14 protein-coding genes are annotated in these 16,086 nt (G+C 56.5%); 9 read left to right on the top strand and 5 right to left on the bottom strand.

Translation table 11 applies throughout. The annotated features are described in order from the left end of the window. Positions 1-2 precede the first annotated feature (2 nt). Together nosP and QUE89_RS15025 are read left to right on the top strand one after the other, a co-directional pair. The gene (gene nosP, locus QUE89_RS15030; RefSeq protein WP_434784078.1) at positions 3-1,163 is read left to right on the top strand and encodes a nitric oxide-sensing protein NosP; all 1,161 of its coding nucleotides are present in this window, start codon (positions 3-5) and stop codon (positions 1,161-1,163) included. Then, on the top strand, positions 1,150-3,366 hold the full coding sequence (locus QUE89_RS15025) for a hybrid sensor histidine kinase/response regulator (protein ID WP_286220853.1): 2,217 nt from the start codon (positions 1,150-1,152) through the stop codon (positions 3,364-3,366). The genes nosP and QUE89_RS15025 overlap by 14 nt, the downstream gene beginning before the upstream one ends. A gap of 72 nt (positions 3,367-3,438) precedes the next feature. On the opposite strand, the gene QUE89_RS15020 is transcribed toward QUE89_RS15025, so the two are convergent. Next, positions 3,439-4,116: a response regulator gene (locus QUE89_RS15020; protein WP_286222919.1), complete on the bottom strand. Its 678-nt coding sequence runs from the start codon at positions 4,114-4,116 to the stop codon at positions 3,439-3,441. A gap of 187 nt (positions 4,117-4,303) precedes the next feature. On the opposite strand from QUE89_RS15020, the gene QUE89_RS15015 reads away from it, so the two are divergent. Genes QUE89_RS15015 through QUE89_RS15005 form a run of 3 tightly spaced genes read left to right on the top strand, consistent with a single transcriptional unit; the run spans position 4,304 to position 6,841 of the window. Further along, positions 4,304-5,404 (top strand): ABC transporter substrate-binding protein, encoded by a 1,101-nt coding sequence (locus QUE89_RS15015; protein ID WP_286220852.1) that lies wholly within the window; start codon positions 4,304-4,306, stop codon positions 5,402-5,404. Beyond that, complete coding sequence (locus tag QUE89_RS15010) at positions 5,401-6,177, top strand: ABC transporter permease (RefSeq protein WP_286220851.1); 777 nt, start codon at positions 5,401-5,403, stop codon at positions 6,175-6,177. The genes QUE89_RS15015 and QUE89_RS15010 overlap by 4 nt, the downstream gene beginning before the upstream one ends. Next, on the top strand, positions 6,170-6,841 hold the full coding sequence (locus tag QUE89_RS15005; RefSeq protein WP_286220850.1) for an ATP-binding cassette domain-containing protein: 672 nt from the start codon (positions 6,170-6,172) through the stop codon (positions 6,839-6,841). Before QUE89_RS15010 ends, QUE89_RS15005 begins: the two co-directional genes overlap by 8 nt. Before the next feature lie 15 nt (positions 6,842-6,856). On the opposite strand, the gene QUE89_RS15000 is transcribed toward QUE89_RS15005, so the two are convergent. The 4 genes from QUE89_RS15000 to QUE89_RS14985 are packed head-to-tail and all read right to left on the bottom strand — an operon-like array spanning position 6,857 to position 10,572. Continuing rightward, on the bottom strand, positions 6,857-7,663 hold the full coding sequence (locus tag QUE89_RS15000) for an ABC transporter permease (RefSeq protein ID WP_286220849.1): 807 nt from the start codon (positions 7,661-7,663) through the stop codon (positions 6,857-6,859). A gap of 1 nt (position 7,664) precedes the next feature. Next, positions 7,665-8,387: an ATP-binding cassette domain-containing protein gene (locus QUE89_RS14995; protein ID WP_286220848.1), complete on the bottom strand. Its 723-nt coding sequence runs from the start codon at positions 8,385-8,387 to the stop codon at positions 7,665-7,667. After that, positions 8,384-9,358 carry a YVTN family beta-propeller repeat protein gene (locus tag QUE89_RS14990; protein WP_286220847.1) on the bottom strand — a complete coding sequence of 325 codons (975 nt, stop codon included), beginning with the start codon at positions 9,356-9,358 and terminating at the stop codon, positions 8,384-8,386. Before QUE89_RS14990 ends, QUE89_RS14995 begins: the two co-directional genes overlap by 4 nt. Before the next feature lie 41 nt (positions 9,359-9,399). Beyond that, the gene (locus QUE89_RS14985; protein WP_286220846.1) at positions 9,400-10,572 is read right to left on the bottom strand and encodes an ABC transporter substrate-binding protein; all 1,173 of its coding nucleotides are present in this window, start codon (positions 10,570-10,572) and stop codon (positions 9,400-9,402) included. A 260-nt stretch (positions 10,573-10,832) separates the two neighbouring features. Between QUE89_RS14985 and pedF the strand changes: the two genes are divergently transcribed. From pedF to exaC, 4 genes are all read left to right on the top strand, one after another. Then, positions 10,833-11,261 carry a cytochrome c-550 PedF gene (gene pedF / locus QUE89_RS14980; protein ID WP_286220845.1) on the top strand — a complete coding sequence of 143 codons (429 nt, stop codon included), beginning with the start codon at positions 10,833-10,835 and terminating at the stop codon, positions 11,259-11,261. 77 nt (positions 11,262-11,338) lie between these two features. Continuing rightward, entirely contained in the window at positions 11,339-12,295 is a 957-nt protein-coding gene (locus tag QUE89_RS14975) for a substrate-binding periplasmic protein (RefSeq protein ID WP_286220844.1), read from the top strand. 193 nt (positions 12,296-12,488) lie between these two features. Continuing rightward, positions 12,489-14,264, top strand: a complete 1,776-nt coding sequence (locus tag QUE89_RS14970) for a PQQ-dependent methanol/ethanol family dehydrogenase (RefSeq protein WP_286220843.1) — start codon at positions 12,489-12,491, stop codon at positions 14,262-14,264. A 219-nt stretch (positions 14,265-14,483) separates the two neighbouring features. Continuing rightward, positions 14,484-16,004 carry an acetaldehyde dehydrogenase ExaC gene (exaC, locus tag QUE89_RS14965; RefSeq protein ID WP_286220842.1) on the top strand — a complete coding sequence of 507 codons (1,521 nt, stop codon included), beginning with the start codon at positions 14,484-14,486 and terminating at the stop codon, positions 16,002-16,004. Positions 16,005-16,086: the final 82 nt, after the last annotated feature.

Below are 16,086 nucleotides of genomic sequence, written 5' to 3'. Positions count from 1 at the left end.
CTATGAGCCCAGAGACGGTCCCGTCAGCGGTTCGGACTGCCAGCGTAAACGTGCACAACCCGGCACTGGCGGCCAGCCGGTTGGCTGCCCAACTCAGTCACGAAAACCTGGGCTGCGTGTTGTTTTTCTGTTCGGCGGAGTACGAACTTAAACAACTTGGGCCCGCGCTTGAGGCTGCGTTTCCGGGAGTTCGCATTTGCGGTTGCACCTCGGCTGGCGAAATTACACCGGAGGGTTATGGGCGCGGCTGCATTACTGCCATTGGCTTTGATCAGCGTCATTTCTCCATCGACTGCGCCTTGATTTCATCGCTGGATCGCTTTTCCTTGCAAGATGCCCAAGGCGTGATCAACCGCTTGTTGGCCACCTGTCGCGATGCCGGTTTGGCGCCGGTTAAGGGCAACACCTTTGCCATTACCTTGCTTGATGGCCTGTCCAGCCGGGAAGAGCTGGTTCTGGCTACCCTGAATTCGGCGCTGGGAACCATTCCCCAATTTGGTGGCTCAGCAGGCGACGACGAGCGCCTGGCCAATACCCACGTGTTTTATGACGGTCGGTTCCATACTGGTGCGGCTACCGTGATGCTGGTGAATACGCCGCTCGATTTCCGGGTGTTCTCGACCCATCACATGGTCGATCGCAGTGAGAAGTTGGTCGTGACAGATGCCTGTTCTGAGCGTCGCACAGTAAAGGAACTCAATGCCGAGCCAGCGGCCCAGGCGTATGCTCGGGTCGTTGGGGTTCGGGTTGAAGATCTGGATCGGGAAATTTTTGCCTTGCGCCCGCTGGGCGTAAAGATTGGCGGCCATTACTTTGTCCGCTCGATTCAACGGGTAAATCCTGATGGCAGCCTCACATTCTACTGCGCCGTTGAGACCGGGATCGTGATGACTGCTATGGAGCCGGAGAGCCTGCTTGACAGTGTTCGACATCAGATCGAGGCCTCCGAACGGGTGGTTGGGACGCCCTTGATTACCATTGGGTGCGACTGTTTCTTGCGCCGTCTGGAAGCGGAATTAACCGGGGAAGTGGCTGCTGTGTCGGAGTTTATGCGGCGCCATCGGGTGATCGGGTTTAACACCTACGGTGAGCAGTTTGACGGAATGCACATCAATCAGACGTTTACGGGGGTGGTGATTGGCCAACCGGATGCCCACTCCTGACCCAGGCGAGACGTCGACCGACGAGATGAAAAACCGCCAAATCGAGGCGCTGGAGGAAGAAAATCAGCGCCTTCGAAGGATTCGAGACGCGCTGATTGTGAGGGTGGAGTCCGGTACTGCCCACAAACCTGAGCCCTACGCTGCCTTTGAGCACTCCGTGATTCTGGCGGAACAGGTCCGGGAGCGGACCGATGCCTTGAATAATGCCTTGGAAGAGCTCAAGTCCAGCCACACGGCCGTCAATCGGGCCAGGGAAGAAGCCGAAACCACTCGCCAGCGGCTTAGCGATGCGATTGAAAGCATCGCCGATGGGTTTGTCCTGTTCGACCGTCATCATCAACTGATACAGAGCAATAGTCGTTTCCGTAGTTATTGGCGAGATGCGGGGATCGTGGCACCGGAGCCGGGTACCAGCATTCAAGAGGTCAAAACTCGTGCCGAGGCCAGCGGTCTGATCGTCGAAGAACATGACCACGACGACCCAGAAGGCTCGGTGTTCCTGCTGTCCAATCAACGCTGGGTTCAAGTAACCGAGCGTGCCACCCGTGAGGGTGGCTTGGTGGTGCTCTATTCCGATATCACCGACGTTAAAAACAGCGAAATGATGCGCCGGATCAAAGCACTGGAAGAAAGCGAACGTTGGATCCGTGTGGTCACCGATCACGTGCCAGCGCTGATCGCTTACGTCGGTGCCGATATGCGGGTTCAGTTCTGCAATAAGGTCTACGAGGCTTGGTACGGAAGAGGGGGCTTCCCGGTTCTGGAGCAGCGCCTGGACCAGATTCACTGCCCTGAGTTCTACCAGCGCTTGCTGCCCCAGATCATGGAAGTGATGGACGGACACAATGTAACGTTTGAGCTGGAAGAGACCAATGGCAGGGGCGAGGTGCGCTACATGCTCCGTTCTTACGTGCCCAATCTGGACGAGTTTGGCGACATCATCGGTTTCTTCGTGCTGATCCGTGACATTACGGATCGACGTAAGACCGCCTTGGCGCTGGAGGAGGCTTATGATGATCTTGAGCGTCGGGTTAACGCGCGCACCGCGGCGCTAACCAGTCTGAATCACAAATTGCGCGACGCAAAGCTCGAAGCTGAACGAGCGAATATGTCCAAGACCAAGTTCCTGGCGGCGGTCAGTCACGATCTGCTGCAACCGCTGAACGCCGCTCGGCTGTTTACCAGTTCGCTACTGGAGCAAAGCTTTGGTCCGAAGGCTGAGGGATTGGTACGTTCCGTGAGCACGTCGTTGGACGATGTGGAGAATCTACTCGGCACTCTGGTGGATATTTCCAAATTGGATGCCGGTGTTATCAAACCGGATGTAACGGCATTTGATCTGCGCGATTTGCTGAACAACATTGCCCGGGAATTTCGGCAGATGGCGCTTTCCGAGGGCCTGAGGCTGGATTTTGTGCCCAGCTCGGTAGTGGTGGAATCCGACTCCCAGTTACTGGCTCGTATTCTCCGAAATTTTTTGACCAATGCTATTCGCTACACTCGCACCGGGCGCATCCTACTCGGTTGCCGCCGGCAAAAAGATCATGTCCTACTGCAGGTCTGGGATACCGGGCCTGGTATCCCGGAAGACAAGCTCACCGAAATTTTCCAAGAGTTTAAACGCATTAGTCCGAGTGGCGCCCAGGCAGACAAAGGCTTGGGATTGGGGCTTGCCATCGTGGACAAGATTTCCCGGATGCTTGGTCATGAGGTACGGGTGTCCTCGATCGAAGGTAAGGGGTCTGTGTTCAGCGTTCGGGTGCCCCTGGGGCAGCTGCAACCGTCGAGAGCGGTTGCGAGCGCGGCACCCTCTTTGCCGGATGCAGGCCTGGATGGAGTCCGTGTTTGGGTGATCGACAACGATCGCTCGATTTGCCAGGGCATGCAAACTTTGCTCGAAGGGTGGCAGTGCCAGGTGGTGACGGCGGTTTCCCTCGAGGACCTGGAGCGGCAACTGGACATCGAGTCCACGGAGGTGGAGCTGATCCTGGCCGATTATCACCTGGACAACGACGAAAACGGTGTCGACGTGGTAGGCGAAATTAATCGGCGGCGCAGTACACCAGCGCCGGTGTTGATGATTACTGCCAATTACTCCAATGAGCTGAAACAACGGATTCGGACGCTAGGTTACCTGCTGATGAATAAGCCCTTGAAGCCGTTAAAATTACGCAGCGTTGTGCACCATGTGGTGCACAACTGAATGTAGGCGTGATGTCTGGCTTACAATAGGAAGGATTGCGAGGGGCGACCAGGCCGCCCTTCGCCACAGACCCTAGCGTTTGAGGTACTGGCTGAAATCAACATCGCTAGCGGACAGAATGGCCTGAACCCGGTTGTGAACCCCGAGCTTGCGCAGGATCGCCGATACGTGCGCTTTAACTGTGGTTTCGGCAATATTGAGGTTATAGGCGATTTGCTTGTTGGATTCTCCCTTAGACATCCTTTCCAGTACCAAAAGCTGACGGCGGGTCAGAGAGTTCAGGAGTTCCGGTGAAACTGGGTTGTCCTCGTTCCGACTGCGCCGCTGGCGGCCTTCATTGCTCGTGCGGATGATGTCTGAGGGGAGGTAGACATTGCCGTTGAGGATCTGCTGGATCGCATCGGTCATCTGGGCCCGGGGTGATGACTTGGTGATAAAGCCAATCGCGCCGTAAGTAATGGCTTGCAACACCACCTGCTTATCTTCCTCCGCAGACACGATCACCACTGGAATACTGGGCGCCTCATTGCGCAGCGTAATCAAACCATTCAGGCCATGCATCCCAGGCATGTTCAAGTCCAGCAGGATCAGGTCGAGATCATCGTTGTTGCGGGTGATGTCCAGGGCACTGTCCAGATCGTCAGTTTCGATGATCTCGCTGCCTTCAAAGCCAGAGGCAATAACGCTGCTGATGGCTTCGCGGAACAACGGGTGGTCGTCGGCAATCAGAATCTTGTAAGCCGGCTCCATGGATGGGTCTACCTGTTTGTTTTCAGTATCGGGAATGGCTTCCGAATCATGATAACGGTTTTCGGAAGACAGTGCGGCATCGAGCTCGTTCAGCATGGCGGCCTCCTGTGCAGAGAATCGCCGGAGTCGGTTCCGATCCTCTGTTTATTATTGTGATGGTTTCATTACACGCCATCTTGGTCTCACGTTGAATGCGACCATCGCACCAAAAAACAGGCACCAAAGTACTATTCTTGCCGAGCCGTGGGCTTCGTATCGTGGACGTATGAGCCTACAATCAACAATAACGCCTGTCTCACGACCCTGTCGTGTTGCTCCCTGGATCAAAAAGGGAGCGACAGCTTTGGTATGTATTCTCTTTGCTGTCACGGGCAGTGTTCATGGCCGAGAAAAGATTTCCGACTTACCCGTGCTGTCTATCAGCGTGCTGCAATTCGGCACTGCGCATTGGGAGCTTGACCATATCCTGCATCGGGAACTGGACCAGAAGAATGGCTATCGGCTGGAGTTGAAACCGGTTGCCAACCTCCCGGCTTCCAGACTGGCAGTCACCAGCGGCTCGGTGAACGGCGCTGTGGCCGACCTATTGTGGGCTCATTCGCGATTCCAGGCCGGAACGCCCTACCTCTATGTTCCTTTCTCCTCCCAGATCGGCGATATCGTTGTCGCTGAAACCTCAACGATCCGTTCGGTGGAGGATCTGGTAGATAAACGCATCGGCGTTGCCGGCGGGCCGAGCAGCAAGGGTTGGATACTGCTTAAGAAGGTCGCACAGAGGCAGGGAATCGACCTCGAAGAGTCTGCCGAACTTCAATTCGCAGCCCCGCCTTTGTTAAGCCACGCTCTCAAACGTGGGCAAGTGGATGTCATCGTCACCTACTGGCATTTCGCGGCCCGCCTCCGAGGTGAGGGCAGCTGGCGATCGGCGTTCGCCATGGCGGCCTTACTCACTGAATTGGGCCTGGATCGCAATCTGCCGGTGCTTGGCTATGTTTTTCCCGCAAACTGGGCGGAAGACCACGGCTTGTTGGTAGATGGTTTCGCAGCTTCGCTGGATCAGGCGAAAGCTGAGCTGGCGGAAGGTGAATCCCCTTGGCAGCGCTTGCGCCCTATGATGAACAATCCGGAGGACGGTGTTTTCTCAGCATTGCGAGAGGGCTTTGTTGCCGGTACTCCAGCGCCGCAGACAGACCAGCGCATCGCTGACCTGCAGCGTTTGATGACCCTAACTGGCGCCGAGTCAGGTAACCTTATGCCGGTTGATCTGTTTTACCGGAGACTGCGGTGAAAGGCCGTTCCGGTCGGCCGCCCCTGTGGAGCTATTGGATAGTTTTGCCCTCGTTTGTTCTGCTCTGGGGGCTGATTGCCTGGTTGCTTCAATCGCCCCTTCTGCCAACGCCCCCGAGTGTTCTGGATACCCTGGTTCGGGAGGCTGCTTCGGGAGATCTCTGGCACCATTTGGGCGCAACCCTTGGGCGTGTGGTAGTCGCCTTTATTCTGGCCATGGCGATTGGCAGCGCCATCGGCATCGTCATGGGACGCTCACAAACCACTAATGCCCTGTTGGATCCCTTGCTGGTGCTTTTTCTGAACCTACCGGCCTTGGTCAGCATCATCCTCATGTATGTTTGGTTTGGCCTGGTGGAAGTGGCCGCCGTGATGGCTGTGGTGCTCAACAAAGTGCCAAACGTTGCGGTCACGGTTCGGGAAGGCGCGCGCAGCTTCGACTATCGGCTAGAAGAAATGGCCACGGTCTACGAGTTCACCCGGTGGCAACGGTTGCGTGAAGTTTGGATGCCACAGCTGTTTCCTTACGTTATGGCAGCCACCAGAGGCGGCCTTGCCCTGATCTGGAAAATCGTCCTGGTGGTGGAGCTACTTGGCCGCTCCAGCGGCGTTGGTTTTCAGCTGCACATGGCTTTTCAGGTTTTCGACGTGGCCACCATTCTCGCTTACAGCCTGGCATTTATTGGCGTTGTCCAATTCATCGAGCTGGCTATCCTGCAACCTCTGGAGCGTCGATCCAGCCGCTGGCGTCAGCCGGAGGCTGCCCATGCTTGAGCTCAAAATCGCAGGCCGAGATTTTGGCCAGCCGGTGCTTGGGGAGGTTTTTGCGACCATCGAACGAGGCGACCGCATCTGCCTGCTGGGCCCCTCAGGTATTGGCAAGACCACGTTGCTGAACGCGATTGTTGGTCTCGATAAGTCGGTTCCAAAGGAGTCGGTTGTCGGTCGCGATAAACTCCGGGTGGGCTACCTGTTTCAGGAACATCGTCTGCTGCCGTGGCGGAGTCTGGATTCGAATCTGAGGCTGGTTGGTGCCAGTGACCAGGAGGCTGAGAGCTTATTGATACAGGTAGGTTTGTCCGGTTACGGCCACTACTTGCCTGACCAGCTCTCCCTGGGCATGGCCAGAAGGGCGGCCATGGCACGATGTCTGGCTGTAAAACCGGACCTGCTGCTACTGGACGAGCCGTTTGCATCTCTGGATCCAGTAATGTCCGGTGAGCTCAAGGCGTTGATAGTCGGGCTTCTGGATTCGCATCCGGATATGGCGATGATCTGTGTTACCCATGATGGTGGGGATGCAGAGATATTGGCAAACCGCCTTTGGTATCTGGATGGTAAACCGGCCCGTTTACAGTGGGATGATGTAGTCGAAGAGTCGGGTTTGATTGATGAGCTCCTCGGGAAGCTCCGGAGTCTGGACAGCCTATCTCGCTGACTGCCGTTCACCGGATCAAGCAGGCTTGGACGTGCCGAGGATCTTGGTTCGCTGTGGCCGGAAGCCGGCGGTGGCCAGAATCGCCAGAACTACAGTTACACCCGCAGTGATCCCATACGCTAATGGATTCCACTCCAGATACAGTGAGAACCGAATTGCCTCCACCGCATGGGTGAAGGGATTGAACTGACAGATCCAGTACAGCCAGGGACTGGCTTCGTTCATGCGCCAGAGCGGATACAGCGCCGAGGACATGAAGAACATCGGAAAGATAACGAAGTTCATCACCCCGGCGAAGTTCTCCAGTTGCTTGATCCAGGTGGCAATGAGCAATCCCAAAGCGCCCAGCATCAGGCTGGTAAGAATCAATGCTGGCAACACCGCCAGGTAGCCCACCATCGGAGGCTCCACATCCACCATCAATGCCAGCAGCAGGAACACATACACTTGGCCGATGGACACCACGCCCATGGCCAGCAGTTTGGTCACTAGCAGGAAAGGTCGGGGCAGGGGGCTCATTAGCAGCACCCGCATACTGCCCAGCTCTCGGTCGTACACCATGGATAAGGCGCCCTGCATGCTGTTGAACAGGATGATCATGCCGCACAGTCCGGGGCCAATGTAGGTCTCGTAGGTAATGTAGGTGTCGTAAGGGGGGATGATGGATACTCCCAGCACCGCCCGGAAACCGGCGGCGAACACTACTAGCCAAAGCAATGGCCGCACCAGGGCGCTGGCAAATCGGGTGCGTTGCTGCCAGAACCTCAGCCATTCACGGGTCTGGATGCCGACAAAACAGTGCCAGTAGTGCGCTGCGTTCATATCAGCCAGCTCCGGTCAGAGAATGGAAGGTTTCAGTCAGATCCTGATTGCCTTCGGCTTCGCAGATGGCGTGGCCGTTGTCGTCGGCCAGTAATTGGCCTCGGTGTAGGACCAGAATCCGGTCGTCTCCGCGGACCTCTTCGATCAGGTGCGTGGCCCATAAGGCGGTCAGGCCTTCTTTTTCGCACATGGTACGTACGTACTCGTTGAGCGCCTTGCGGCTTGCAACGTCCAGACCCACGGTTGGTTCGTCGAGCAACAGCAGTGAGGGTTCGTGAAGCAGAGCGCGGGCAATTTCCACCCGCCGGCGGTGGCCGCCGTTAAGGTGGCGGACCGCATTGTTGGCGCGATCGAGCAGGTTGAAGCGTTCCAGCTCCCGGTCACCCCGAATCCTGGCGTCCTTGCGGGACAACCCGTGCAGCGCTGCATGGTATTGAAGGTTCTGGCGTACAGTCAGATCCAGATCGAGGGCATTCTGCTGGAATACTACGCCAATCTGCCGCATGGCCTCAGCGGGCTGTTTTTTGAGTGACTGTCCGGTCAGCAGAATATCGCCCTGCTGCAAGGCCAACAGGCGCGTAAGCAAACCAAATAAAGTGGATTTGCCGGCGCCGTTGGGCCCAAGCAGTGCGTGAAAGCGGCCAGAGGTCAGCGTAAAGCTGACCTCCCGGAGCACCGGCTTTTCGCCATAGCGAAAGCTGAGGTTACTCGCTTCGATGGTCATGACGTCGGATCGATAACCACACCCCAGGGGTAGCGGCCTACCTTGATGGATCTGAGTACTTTCAGCGCGTCCACATCGATCACCGAGACATCGCCGGAGACCCCATTGGTGGTGTAAAGGTGTTGTTCGTCCTTGTCGAGATCTAGCTGCCAGACTCGGGCGCCGACCAGCAGATAGTCCAGTACTTCATAACTCTGGGCGTCGACTACGGCCACGTGATTGGAGGGGCCGAGAGCCACGAAGGCGTATCTTCCATCGGAAGTCAGTTCAATGCCCACCGGCTGAACCCGATCCTGATTCACGCCGGGCACCTTGAAGGACATCTCGTGGATCTGCTCCAGATTGTCCACGTCGATGATGTGAACAGTGCCGCCGATTTCTGCCGAGGCCCAGGCGATCTTGCTGTCCTTGCTGAACTCCACATGGCGTGGGCGCTGGCCGACCACAATGTTCTTTTCGATCTCGAAGGTCTCGGTGTTGATCCAGTGCAGCATGCTGGTGGTTTCGGAGGTATTTACCGCCCATTTGCCATCGGGGCTGACCGCCATACCCTCGGGCTCGATGCCTACGTCAATCTGGGCCAGCACGTCCTTGGTGTCGACATCAACTACGGTCACGATGGCGTCGTCTTCGTTGGCGATGTAAAGGTGTTTGTTGTTGGGGTGAAGGGCGAATTGCTCCGGGTCTTCACCCGAGGGCAGGGTGTCGATGATCTTCCGAGTTGCCAGATCCAGAACCTGCACGGTGTCGTCGTCACTGGCGCAGATATACAGCTTGGTATGGTCCTTGGACAGCAGAATGCCCCGAGGGCGCTGACCAACATTGATGGTTTCAATAACCTCCCGGGTTTCGGTATCGATAACCGATAGAGTGTTGTCCTTTTCGTTGGACACGTAGGCCACGCTGGCCAGTGCCGGCGTCGACAGGGCAATCATGACGGCCAGTGCGGTCCGTTTGAACAGGGTTTTCATGGTGAGGCTCCTTCTTGTTTTCTTCGATTGGGCGACTTTGTTCAGCCGTTTATCTGACATTCACTTTCAGGCCTGTCAAAGCCAAGGGTATCCATTTCTGTGTTGGGGTGGAGAAAGCCCTCGAACGGTGCGCGTGCCACCAGGCCTCTGGGGTGAATTAAGGGGATGGGCTGTCTCAGCTGTCCATTCCAGCTCCGGAAGGTAAGCTTTCGGCCCTTGAAGGCGGCCAGTTGGAACTTGTCGCTGAACAGGAAAGCCCGGATGTCAGTGGGGCTGGCTGAATTCAGATCGGTCACCGCTGTGCCGATCGAACGAATGGCGGCCCACGCCGCGTAGTCTTCGCTGTTCATATCCCGGTCAGCCAACTCACGAAAACGGTTTTGGAGTTGCGCTGCCCCCCAGCTTTCCACCACTCGGTGCCAGGTAACAGGGGTCATGCCCTGGGTGCCCACCACGGGACGGGGTAGCCAAGTGTTGAACGGTACATACTCGCCAAAATCCCCTCGAACATCAGCAACGACTACCGCGTCGTAATCACTGGCCTGGGTAAACAGCGGCAGTTCCTTGGAGGCAGTGCGGCGCAGGTCGGCGTCAAAGGTCCAGAGCTTGTCTTCGACAATCTCCAGCCCGAAGCGCTTGGCAGAGCGGCGGAAGGCATCTGCCCAGTCCTTGTCGGCTTCGGTTGGCCCCGCAATTAGAAACACCTCATCCCAACGCCGCTGATTCAGCCATTGACCGAGGGCATCGGTGAGCATGGAATAACTGGGCATAGTGTGCAGGAGATTGACGTGGCACCGGCCAGTGCGCAGTGCATCGTCTTTTGCCCCTGCATTGAAGATAAGGGCTTCGCCACCGGCCTTCTCGGTGAGGGTTTTCAGTGTCGAGGAGGGCGCATTCACCACAAACAGCTCCAGTCCATCCTGACGCATGGCCTCGAATGCTGCCTCAGCAGCTGATTCCGAATCGGCCACTTCGCTCTGCATCGAATAGGTTTGCCCGAGGAATTTTCCGGTGGTGCTGTTGTCGTTGATGCCCAGTTCGGCGCCCCGCAGACCGGCGTCTTCCGGCTCAGGAATGACATTGGAGAGCGCTGGTCCCTGATCCGGAACCCACTGGAGGTAGCCGATCCGCACTTTCATGGATTCCGCTTGTAGCGGTGTTGCCGCCGCCAGTGTGATCAGTGCAGTAGCCGCTGCCCGGGACAGAAAAGACATGGGGTTCTCCAGTTTGTTTCTGTCTGTACAGCTTATGGAAGGGGGGGGTGCCCGGAAATATTCAGAAAGTAGGAATCAAGCAGTACCAAAGGATGAAGTTTCCTTCCAAAGACCAAAAATCTACTACCAAGGAACTAAGCCAAAACCCCCAAAGTGGCATACGGATTGGACAAGGAGATTCCTAAACTGGAAATCGGCACGTTGGCAACTGACAAATCCAATAGCCAACCACGAGGAATCCAATAATAGAGGTAAGACCAATGGCAATGTCCTTTTCACTCAAAGCAATCGTGGCTGCCGCCACGCTTGGCCTGGCGGGTTTCGCTATTGCGCACGGCAATGTCACACCACAGGACGTGGATACGGGCAATCTGCCGGAGCTGGGCGATGAGGTGCGCAGCGAGAATCCGTTCCGTGAGGGCAATGAATTCGACGAGTTCAACGCTCAGGCTGCAAAAATTGGCGAGAGCGCCTACGCCGGCAACTGTGCCGCCTGCCATGGGATCCGGGCAATGTCCGGCGGCCTCACACCCGATCTTCGGGAACTGACCGAATGGGATGATGAGTACTACATTGGCCGGGTGATGAACGGCACGGACCGTGGCATGCCTTCCTGGAAGAAGAGCATGGACCAGAACGCCATGTGGGCGATTCGCACCTATGTGGAATCTCTGGCCAAGCCGGAGTGATCATCGATGCCTGCATCAACAAGAGTGCTTGAATCCGGGTCGGCCGTGTGCCGGCCCTTCGTCGTTGGGAGAGCACAATGAAATTACTATTCCCAATTCTCGCCCTGCTGCTTCTCGCCGAGTTTGCCTTGGCCGCGGAGGTTAACGATGGAAACGAACTCCTTAACCGGCCGGCGGAGCGCACCTACGACATTATTCTGGATTCCGGCTATTTGAAGGTCGGCGTCTACGAGGATTTCCCGCCCTATTCCTATGAGTTTGATGGTGAGCCCAGGGGCATCGACATTGAGCTCGGCCGTCGGATTGCCGAGGAAATGGGCGTTGAGTTCAAAGTGCACTGGATAATCCCAGATGAAAACCTGGGGGACGATCTGCGCAATAACGTCTGGAAAGGGCACTACCTGGCCAAACAGCGTCTCGCGGATGTCATGCTGCGGGTGCCCTACGACAAGACATACGCCTATATGCAGGATTCCACCGGCGAGTACATCAACGAGCAGGTGGTGCTGTTCGGCCCCTATCAGCAGGAAACCTGGCAGATCGCCTATAACCCTGAAGAGCTCGACTCCGTCGAAACTGTTGCGGTCTTCCAATACAACCGGATCGGCGTAGAGATAGACACGCTTCCTGATTTTTACCTGACCTCCGCATTCGGCGGACGCATGCGTGAGCAGGTGCGGCATTACACCAACGTGGCGGACGCATTCAAGGCAATGCGCAATGGTGAGGTCAGTGCCGTCATGGGCATGCGGTCGGAGATTGATCACGAACTGGCCAGGCCTGAGAACGATGGGTTCAAGGCCGCCGGTAATGGCTTTCCGGGTATTGGTAAGCAAGTCTGGGACGTCGGTATGGCGATCAAACACACCCATCGCCAACTGGGTTATGCCCTTGAGGCCATCGTCGACCGGTTGGTGAAAACCGGGCAAATGAACGAGCTGATGGCCAGAAACGATATTCTATACAGCGTGCCGGGCTATTACAGGGATTTTTTGGATGAACAGGCTATCGCCAAGGCCGAAGGGGAGCTCTGATCGTTCTGGCAATGCGCCCCGGCCAGAAAATCTGGGGTAGTCGTACTACCAAGTGATGAGAAAACCTGTTCCGGGGGGCAATTGTTGGCTTTTTCCACAAAGCGAAGAATCGTATCAGAGGCGGGAAAAGTTCCCGGTTCGCCCTCACTCGAACGCAAGATAACGTAAAACAAGAGACTTGGAGAGCGCAATCATGAGAACCAACAAGTTCGGGATTCGCATTGCGGCCAGCGCCCTGGCCATGGCTGTTTCCTGCGGAGCCCATGCGGTAACTGACCAAGACATCATCAACGACCACAAGACCCCTGAGGATATTGTCAGCTACGGTATGGGTACTCAGGGACAGCGCTACAGCATCCTTGAGGATCTGAATACTGACAATGTCCAGTATCTACAGCCAGTCTGGGCTTTTTCCTTTGGCAGCGAAAAAATGCGTGGCCAGGAGTCCCAGCCGCTGCTCAAGGACGGCGTCATGTACGTGACCGCTTCCTATTCCCGAATCTATGCTATTGATGTCAGAACTGGCCAGGAAATCTGGCAGTACGACGCCCGCCTGCCGGACGGCATCATGCCCTGTTGCGACGTGGTTAACCGAGGCGCCGCCATATATGGCGACAAGGTTATTTTCGGCACCCTGGATGCCAAGCTGGTCGCTCTGAACAAGGACACTGGTAAGCCGATGTGGATCAAGAAGGTGGCCGATTACCAAGCCGGCTACGCCATCACCGCCGCACCCATGGTTATCAAGGGTAAAATTATCACCGGTGTTTCCGGTGGTGAATTCGGTATTGTCGGCAAGGTCGAAGCGTACGACGCCAACACCGGTGATCTGGTCTGGACCCGTCCGACGGTAGAAGGCCATATGGGCTATGTCTACAAAGACGGCAAGAAGATTGAGAACGGTATATCGGGCGGCAAGGCTGGTGTTACCTGGCCCGGTGAGATGTGGAAGAATGGTGGCGCAGCGACCTGGCTGGGCGGCACTTATGATCCGGATACCGACTCCTTGTTTTTCGGTACTGGCAACCCGGCACCCTGGAACTCGCACCTGCGCCCCGGCGACAATCTGTTCTCATCATCCCGTCTGGCAATCGATCCAGACGACGGCAGCATCAAGTGGCACTTCCAGACAACCCCGAACGATGGCTGGGATTATGACGGTGTCAACGAACTGATCTCCTTCGATTATGAAGAGAGCGGCAAAACCGTTAAAGCGGCTGCGACGGCGGACCGCAACGGGTTCTTCTACGTGCTGAATCGTGAGAATGGCGACTTCATTCGTGGCTTCCCGTTTGTGGACAAGATCACCTGGGCTGAAGGACTGGATCCGGAAACCGGTCGCCCGATCTATGCTGAGGGTGGTCGTCCTGGTAATCCTGCCGACATGGAAGGCAGCAAAGGCGAGACGGTTCTGGCGCAGCCCGCTTTCCTGGGGGGCAAGAACTGGATGCCCATGGCGTTCAGCCAGGACACCGGCCTGTTTTATGTGCCCTCGAACGAGTGGTCCATGGACATCTGGAATGAGCCGGTCTCCTATAAAAAGGGCGCGGCTTTCCTGGGCGCCGGATTTACCATCAAGCCGGCCAATGACGAGTATATTGGTGTGCTTCGGGCCATGGACCCGAAAACCGGTGAGGAAGTCTGGCGCTATGAGAATCCTGCCCCTCTATGGGGTGGCGTGATGACCACGGCTGGCAACCTTGTGTTCACAGGTACGCCGGAAGGTTTCCTCAAGGCTTTCGACGCCAAGACCGGTGAAGAGCTGTATCGCTTCAATACTGGTTCAGGTGTGGTGGGTACTCCTGTTACCTGGACTATGGATGGAGAGCAGTACGTCTCGGTTTCTTCCGGCTGGGGCGGGGCGGTCCCGCTCTGGGGTGGCGAAGTTGCCAAGGTGGTGAAGGACTTCAACCAGGGCGGTATGGTCTGGACCTTCAAGCTACCGAAGGATCGTGTGGCGTCAAAGTAAGCTGACCAAGTTGAGAGTTTATGGCTGCCTTCGGGCAGCCTTTTTTCGTTGAGGATCTGACGCCGCGTGCAAAGAACGGCGGCTGAGGTTTCTACTACCAAGGAATGAGTTTTTCGCCCCTATTGAATCATTCACCCACCCGGCATCGGCAACTACATTGGATGGGTACACGCGAAATTCCGCGTTGTCCTGCGACAAACACAACAAGAGGTCGATGCCATGATCTACGCACAACCCGGACAGGAAGGCTCTGTCGTTACATTCAAATCCCGCTACCAGAATTACATTGGTGGCGAATGGGTCGAGCCCACCAAGGGCCAGTATTTTGAAAACATCACACCCGTGACCGGCGACGTGATCTGCGAGATTCCTCGCTCGACTGCCGAAGATATTGAACTGGCACTCGATGCCGCCCACAAGGCAGCGCCGGCCTGGGGCAAGACATCACCCACTGAGCGTTCGAATATCCTGCTGAAGATTGCCGATCGCATCGAAGCCAACCTGGAAATGCTGGCAGTTGCGGAAACCTGGGACAACGGCAAGGCGGTGCGTGAAACCTTAAACGCTGACATCCCGCTTGCCGCGGACCACTTCCGGTATTTCGCCGGATGCCTCCGCGCACAGGAAGGTCACATGGGGGAGATTGATCACAATACCGTGGCCTACCATTTCCACGAGCCGCTGGGTGTGGTGGGGCAGATCATTCCCTGGAACTTCCCGTTGCTGATGGCAGCCTGGAAGCTTGGGCCTTGTCTAGCAGCGGGCAATTGCACCGTGCTCAAGCCGGCCGAACAAACACCGGCCAGCATTTTGTTGCTGATGGAGGTCATCGGTGACCTGCTGCCGCCGGGTGTGCTCAATATCGTGAATGGCTACGGTATCGAGGCGGGCCAGGCACTGGCCACGAGTAAGCGTATTGCCAAGATTGCTTTTACCGGCTCCACGCCAGTCGGCTCGCACATTCTGAAATGCGCGGCGGAAAACATCATTCCGTCCACCGTTGAACTGGGTGGTAAATCACCGAACATCTACTTCTCTGACGTCATGCAGGCTGAGCCGGAGTTCGTCGACAAGTGTGTCGAGGGGCTGGTGCTGGCTTTCTTCAACCAGGGTGAAGTCTGCACCTGCCCGTCTCGGGCGCTGGTTCAGGAAGACATGTATGAGGCGTTCATGCAGAAAGTGGTTGAGCGCACCAAGGCTATTAAGCGTGGCAACCCGCTCGATACCGACGTGCAGGTTGGTGCTCAGGCATCCAAAGAGCAGTTCGACAAGATTCTGTCTTATTTGGAAATAGGCAAGCAGGAAGGCGCGGAGTTGCTGACCGGCGGTGGCAGGGAAGACTTGGGCGTTGAGTTCAACGACGGCTTCTATATCCAGCCAACGCTGTTCAAGGGCGACAACAAGATGCGGGTATTCCAGGAGGAAATCTTCGGGCCGGTGGTTGGTGTGACCACCTTTAAGACCGAAGAAGAAGCTCTGGCTATCGCCAACGACACCGAGTTTGGTTTAGGGGCCGGTGTCTGGACCCGCGATACCAACCTGGCATATCGCATGGGCCGAGCTATTCAGGCCGGTCGGGTGTGGATGAACTGCTACCACGCTTATCCCGCGCATGCGGCCTTTGGTGGCTACAAGAAGTCCGGTGTGGGCCGTGAAACTCACAAGATGGCACTTGAGCACTACCAGCAGACCAAGAACCTTCTGGTCAGCTATGACACCAACCCGCTGGGTTTTTTCTAACCAGCAAGCTGTAAGCTGCGGGCCAGGGTTGGCCTGCGGCTGGTCTCCAATCACTCAGGTCTCCGACCTCTTTTGGCCCCTC

The sequence above is a fragment of the Marinobacter sp. LA51 genome, assembly GCF_030297175.1.
In the GTDB taxonomy this organism is placed as follows: domain Bacteria; phylum Pseudomonadota; class Gammaproteobacteria; order Pseudomonadales; family Oleiphilaceae; genus Marinobacter; species Marinobacter apostichopi.
Note: the sequence above shows the minus strand (reverse complement) of the source record. Positions and strands in the feature narration are given on the sequence as shown.

What these genes read in the sequence shown, in the direction of transcription:
- nosP (WP_434784078.1), top strand. Translation starts at nt 3, where the DNA reads ATGAGCCCAGAGACGGTCCCGTCAGCGGTTCGGACTGCCAGCGTAAAC.
- QUE89_RS15025 (WP_286220853.1), top strand. Translation starts at nt 1,150, where the DNA reads ATGCCCACTCCTGACCCAGGCGAGACGTCGACCGACGAGATGAAAAAC.
- QUE89_RS15020 (WP_286222919.1), bottom strand. Translation starts at nt 4,116, where the DNA reads ATGGAGCCGGCTTACAAGATTCTGATTGCCGACGACCACCCGTTGTTC.
- QUE89_RS15005 (WP_286220850.1), top strand. Translation starts at nt 6,170, where the DNA reads ATGCTTGAGCTCAAAATCGCAGGCCGAGATTTTGGCCAGCCGGTGCTT.
- QUE89_RS15000 (WP_286220849.1), bottom strand. Translation starts at nt 7,663, where the DNA reads ATGAACGCAGCGCACTACTGGCACTGTTTTGTCGGCATCCAGACCCGT.
- QUE89_RS14995 (WP_286220848.1), bottom strand. Translation starts at nt 8,387, where the DNA reads ATGACCATCGAAGCGAGTAACCTCAGCTTTCGCTATGGCGAAAAGCCG.
- QUE89_RS14990 (WP_286220847.1), bottom strand. Translation starts at nt 9,358, where the DNA reads ATGAAAACCCTGTTCAAACGGACCGCACTGGCCGTCATGATTGCCCTG.
- QUE89_RS14985 (WP_286220846.1), bottom strand. Translation starts at nt 10,572, where the DNA reads ATGTCTTTTCTGTCCCGGGCAGCGGCTACTGCACTGATCACACTGGCG.
- pedF (WP_286220845.1), top strand. Translation starts at nt 10,833, where the DNA reads ATGGCAATGTCCTTTTCACTCAAAGCAATCGTGGCTGCCGCCACGCTT.
- QUE89_RS14975 (WP_286220844.1), top strand. Translation starts at nt 11,339, where the DNA reads ATGAAATTACTATTCCCAATTCTCGCCCTGCTGCTTCTCGCCGAGTTT.
- QUE89_RS14970 (WP_286220843.1), top strand. Translation starts at nt 12,489, where the DNA reads ATGAGAACCAACAAGTTCGGGATTCGCATTGCGGCCAGCGCCCTGGCC.
- exaC (WP_286220842.1), top strand. Translation starts at nt 14,484, where the DNA reads ATGATCTACGCACAACCCGGACAGGAAGGCTCTGTCGTTACATTCAAA.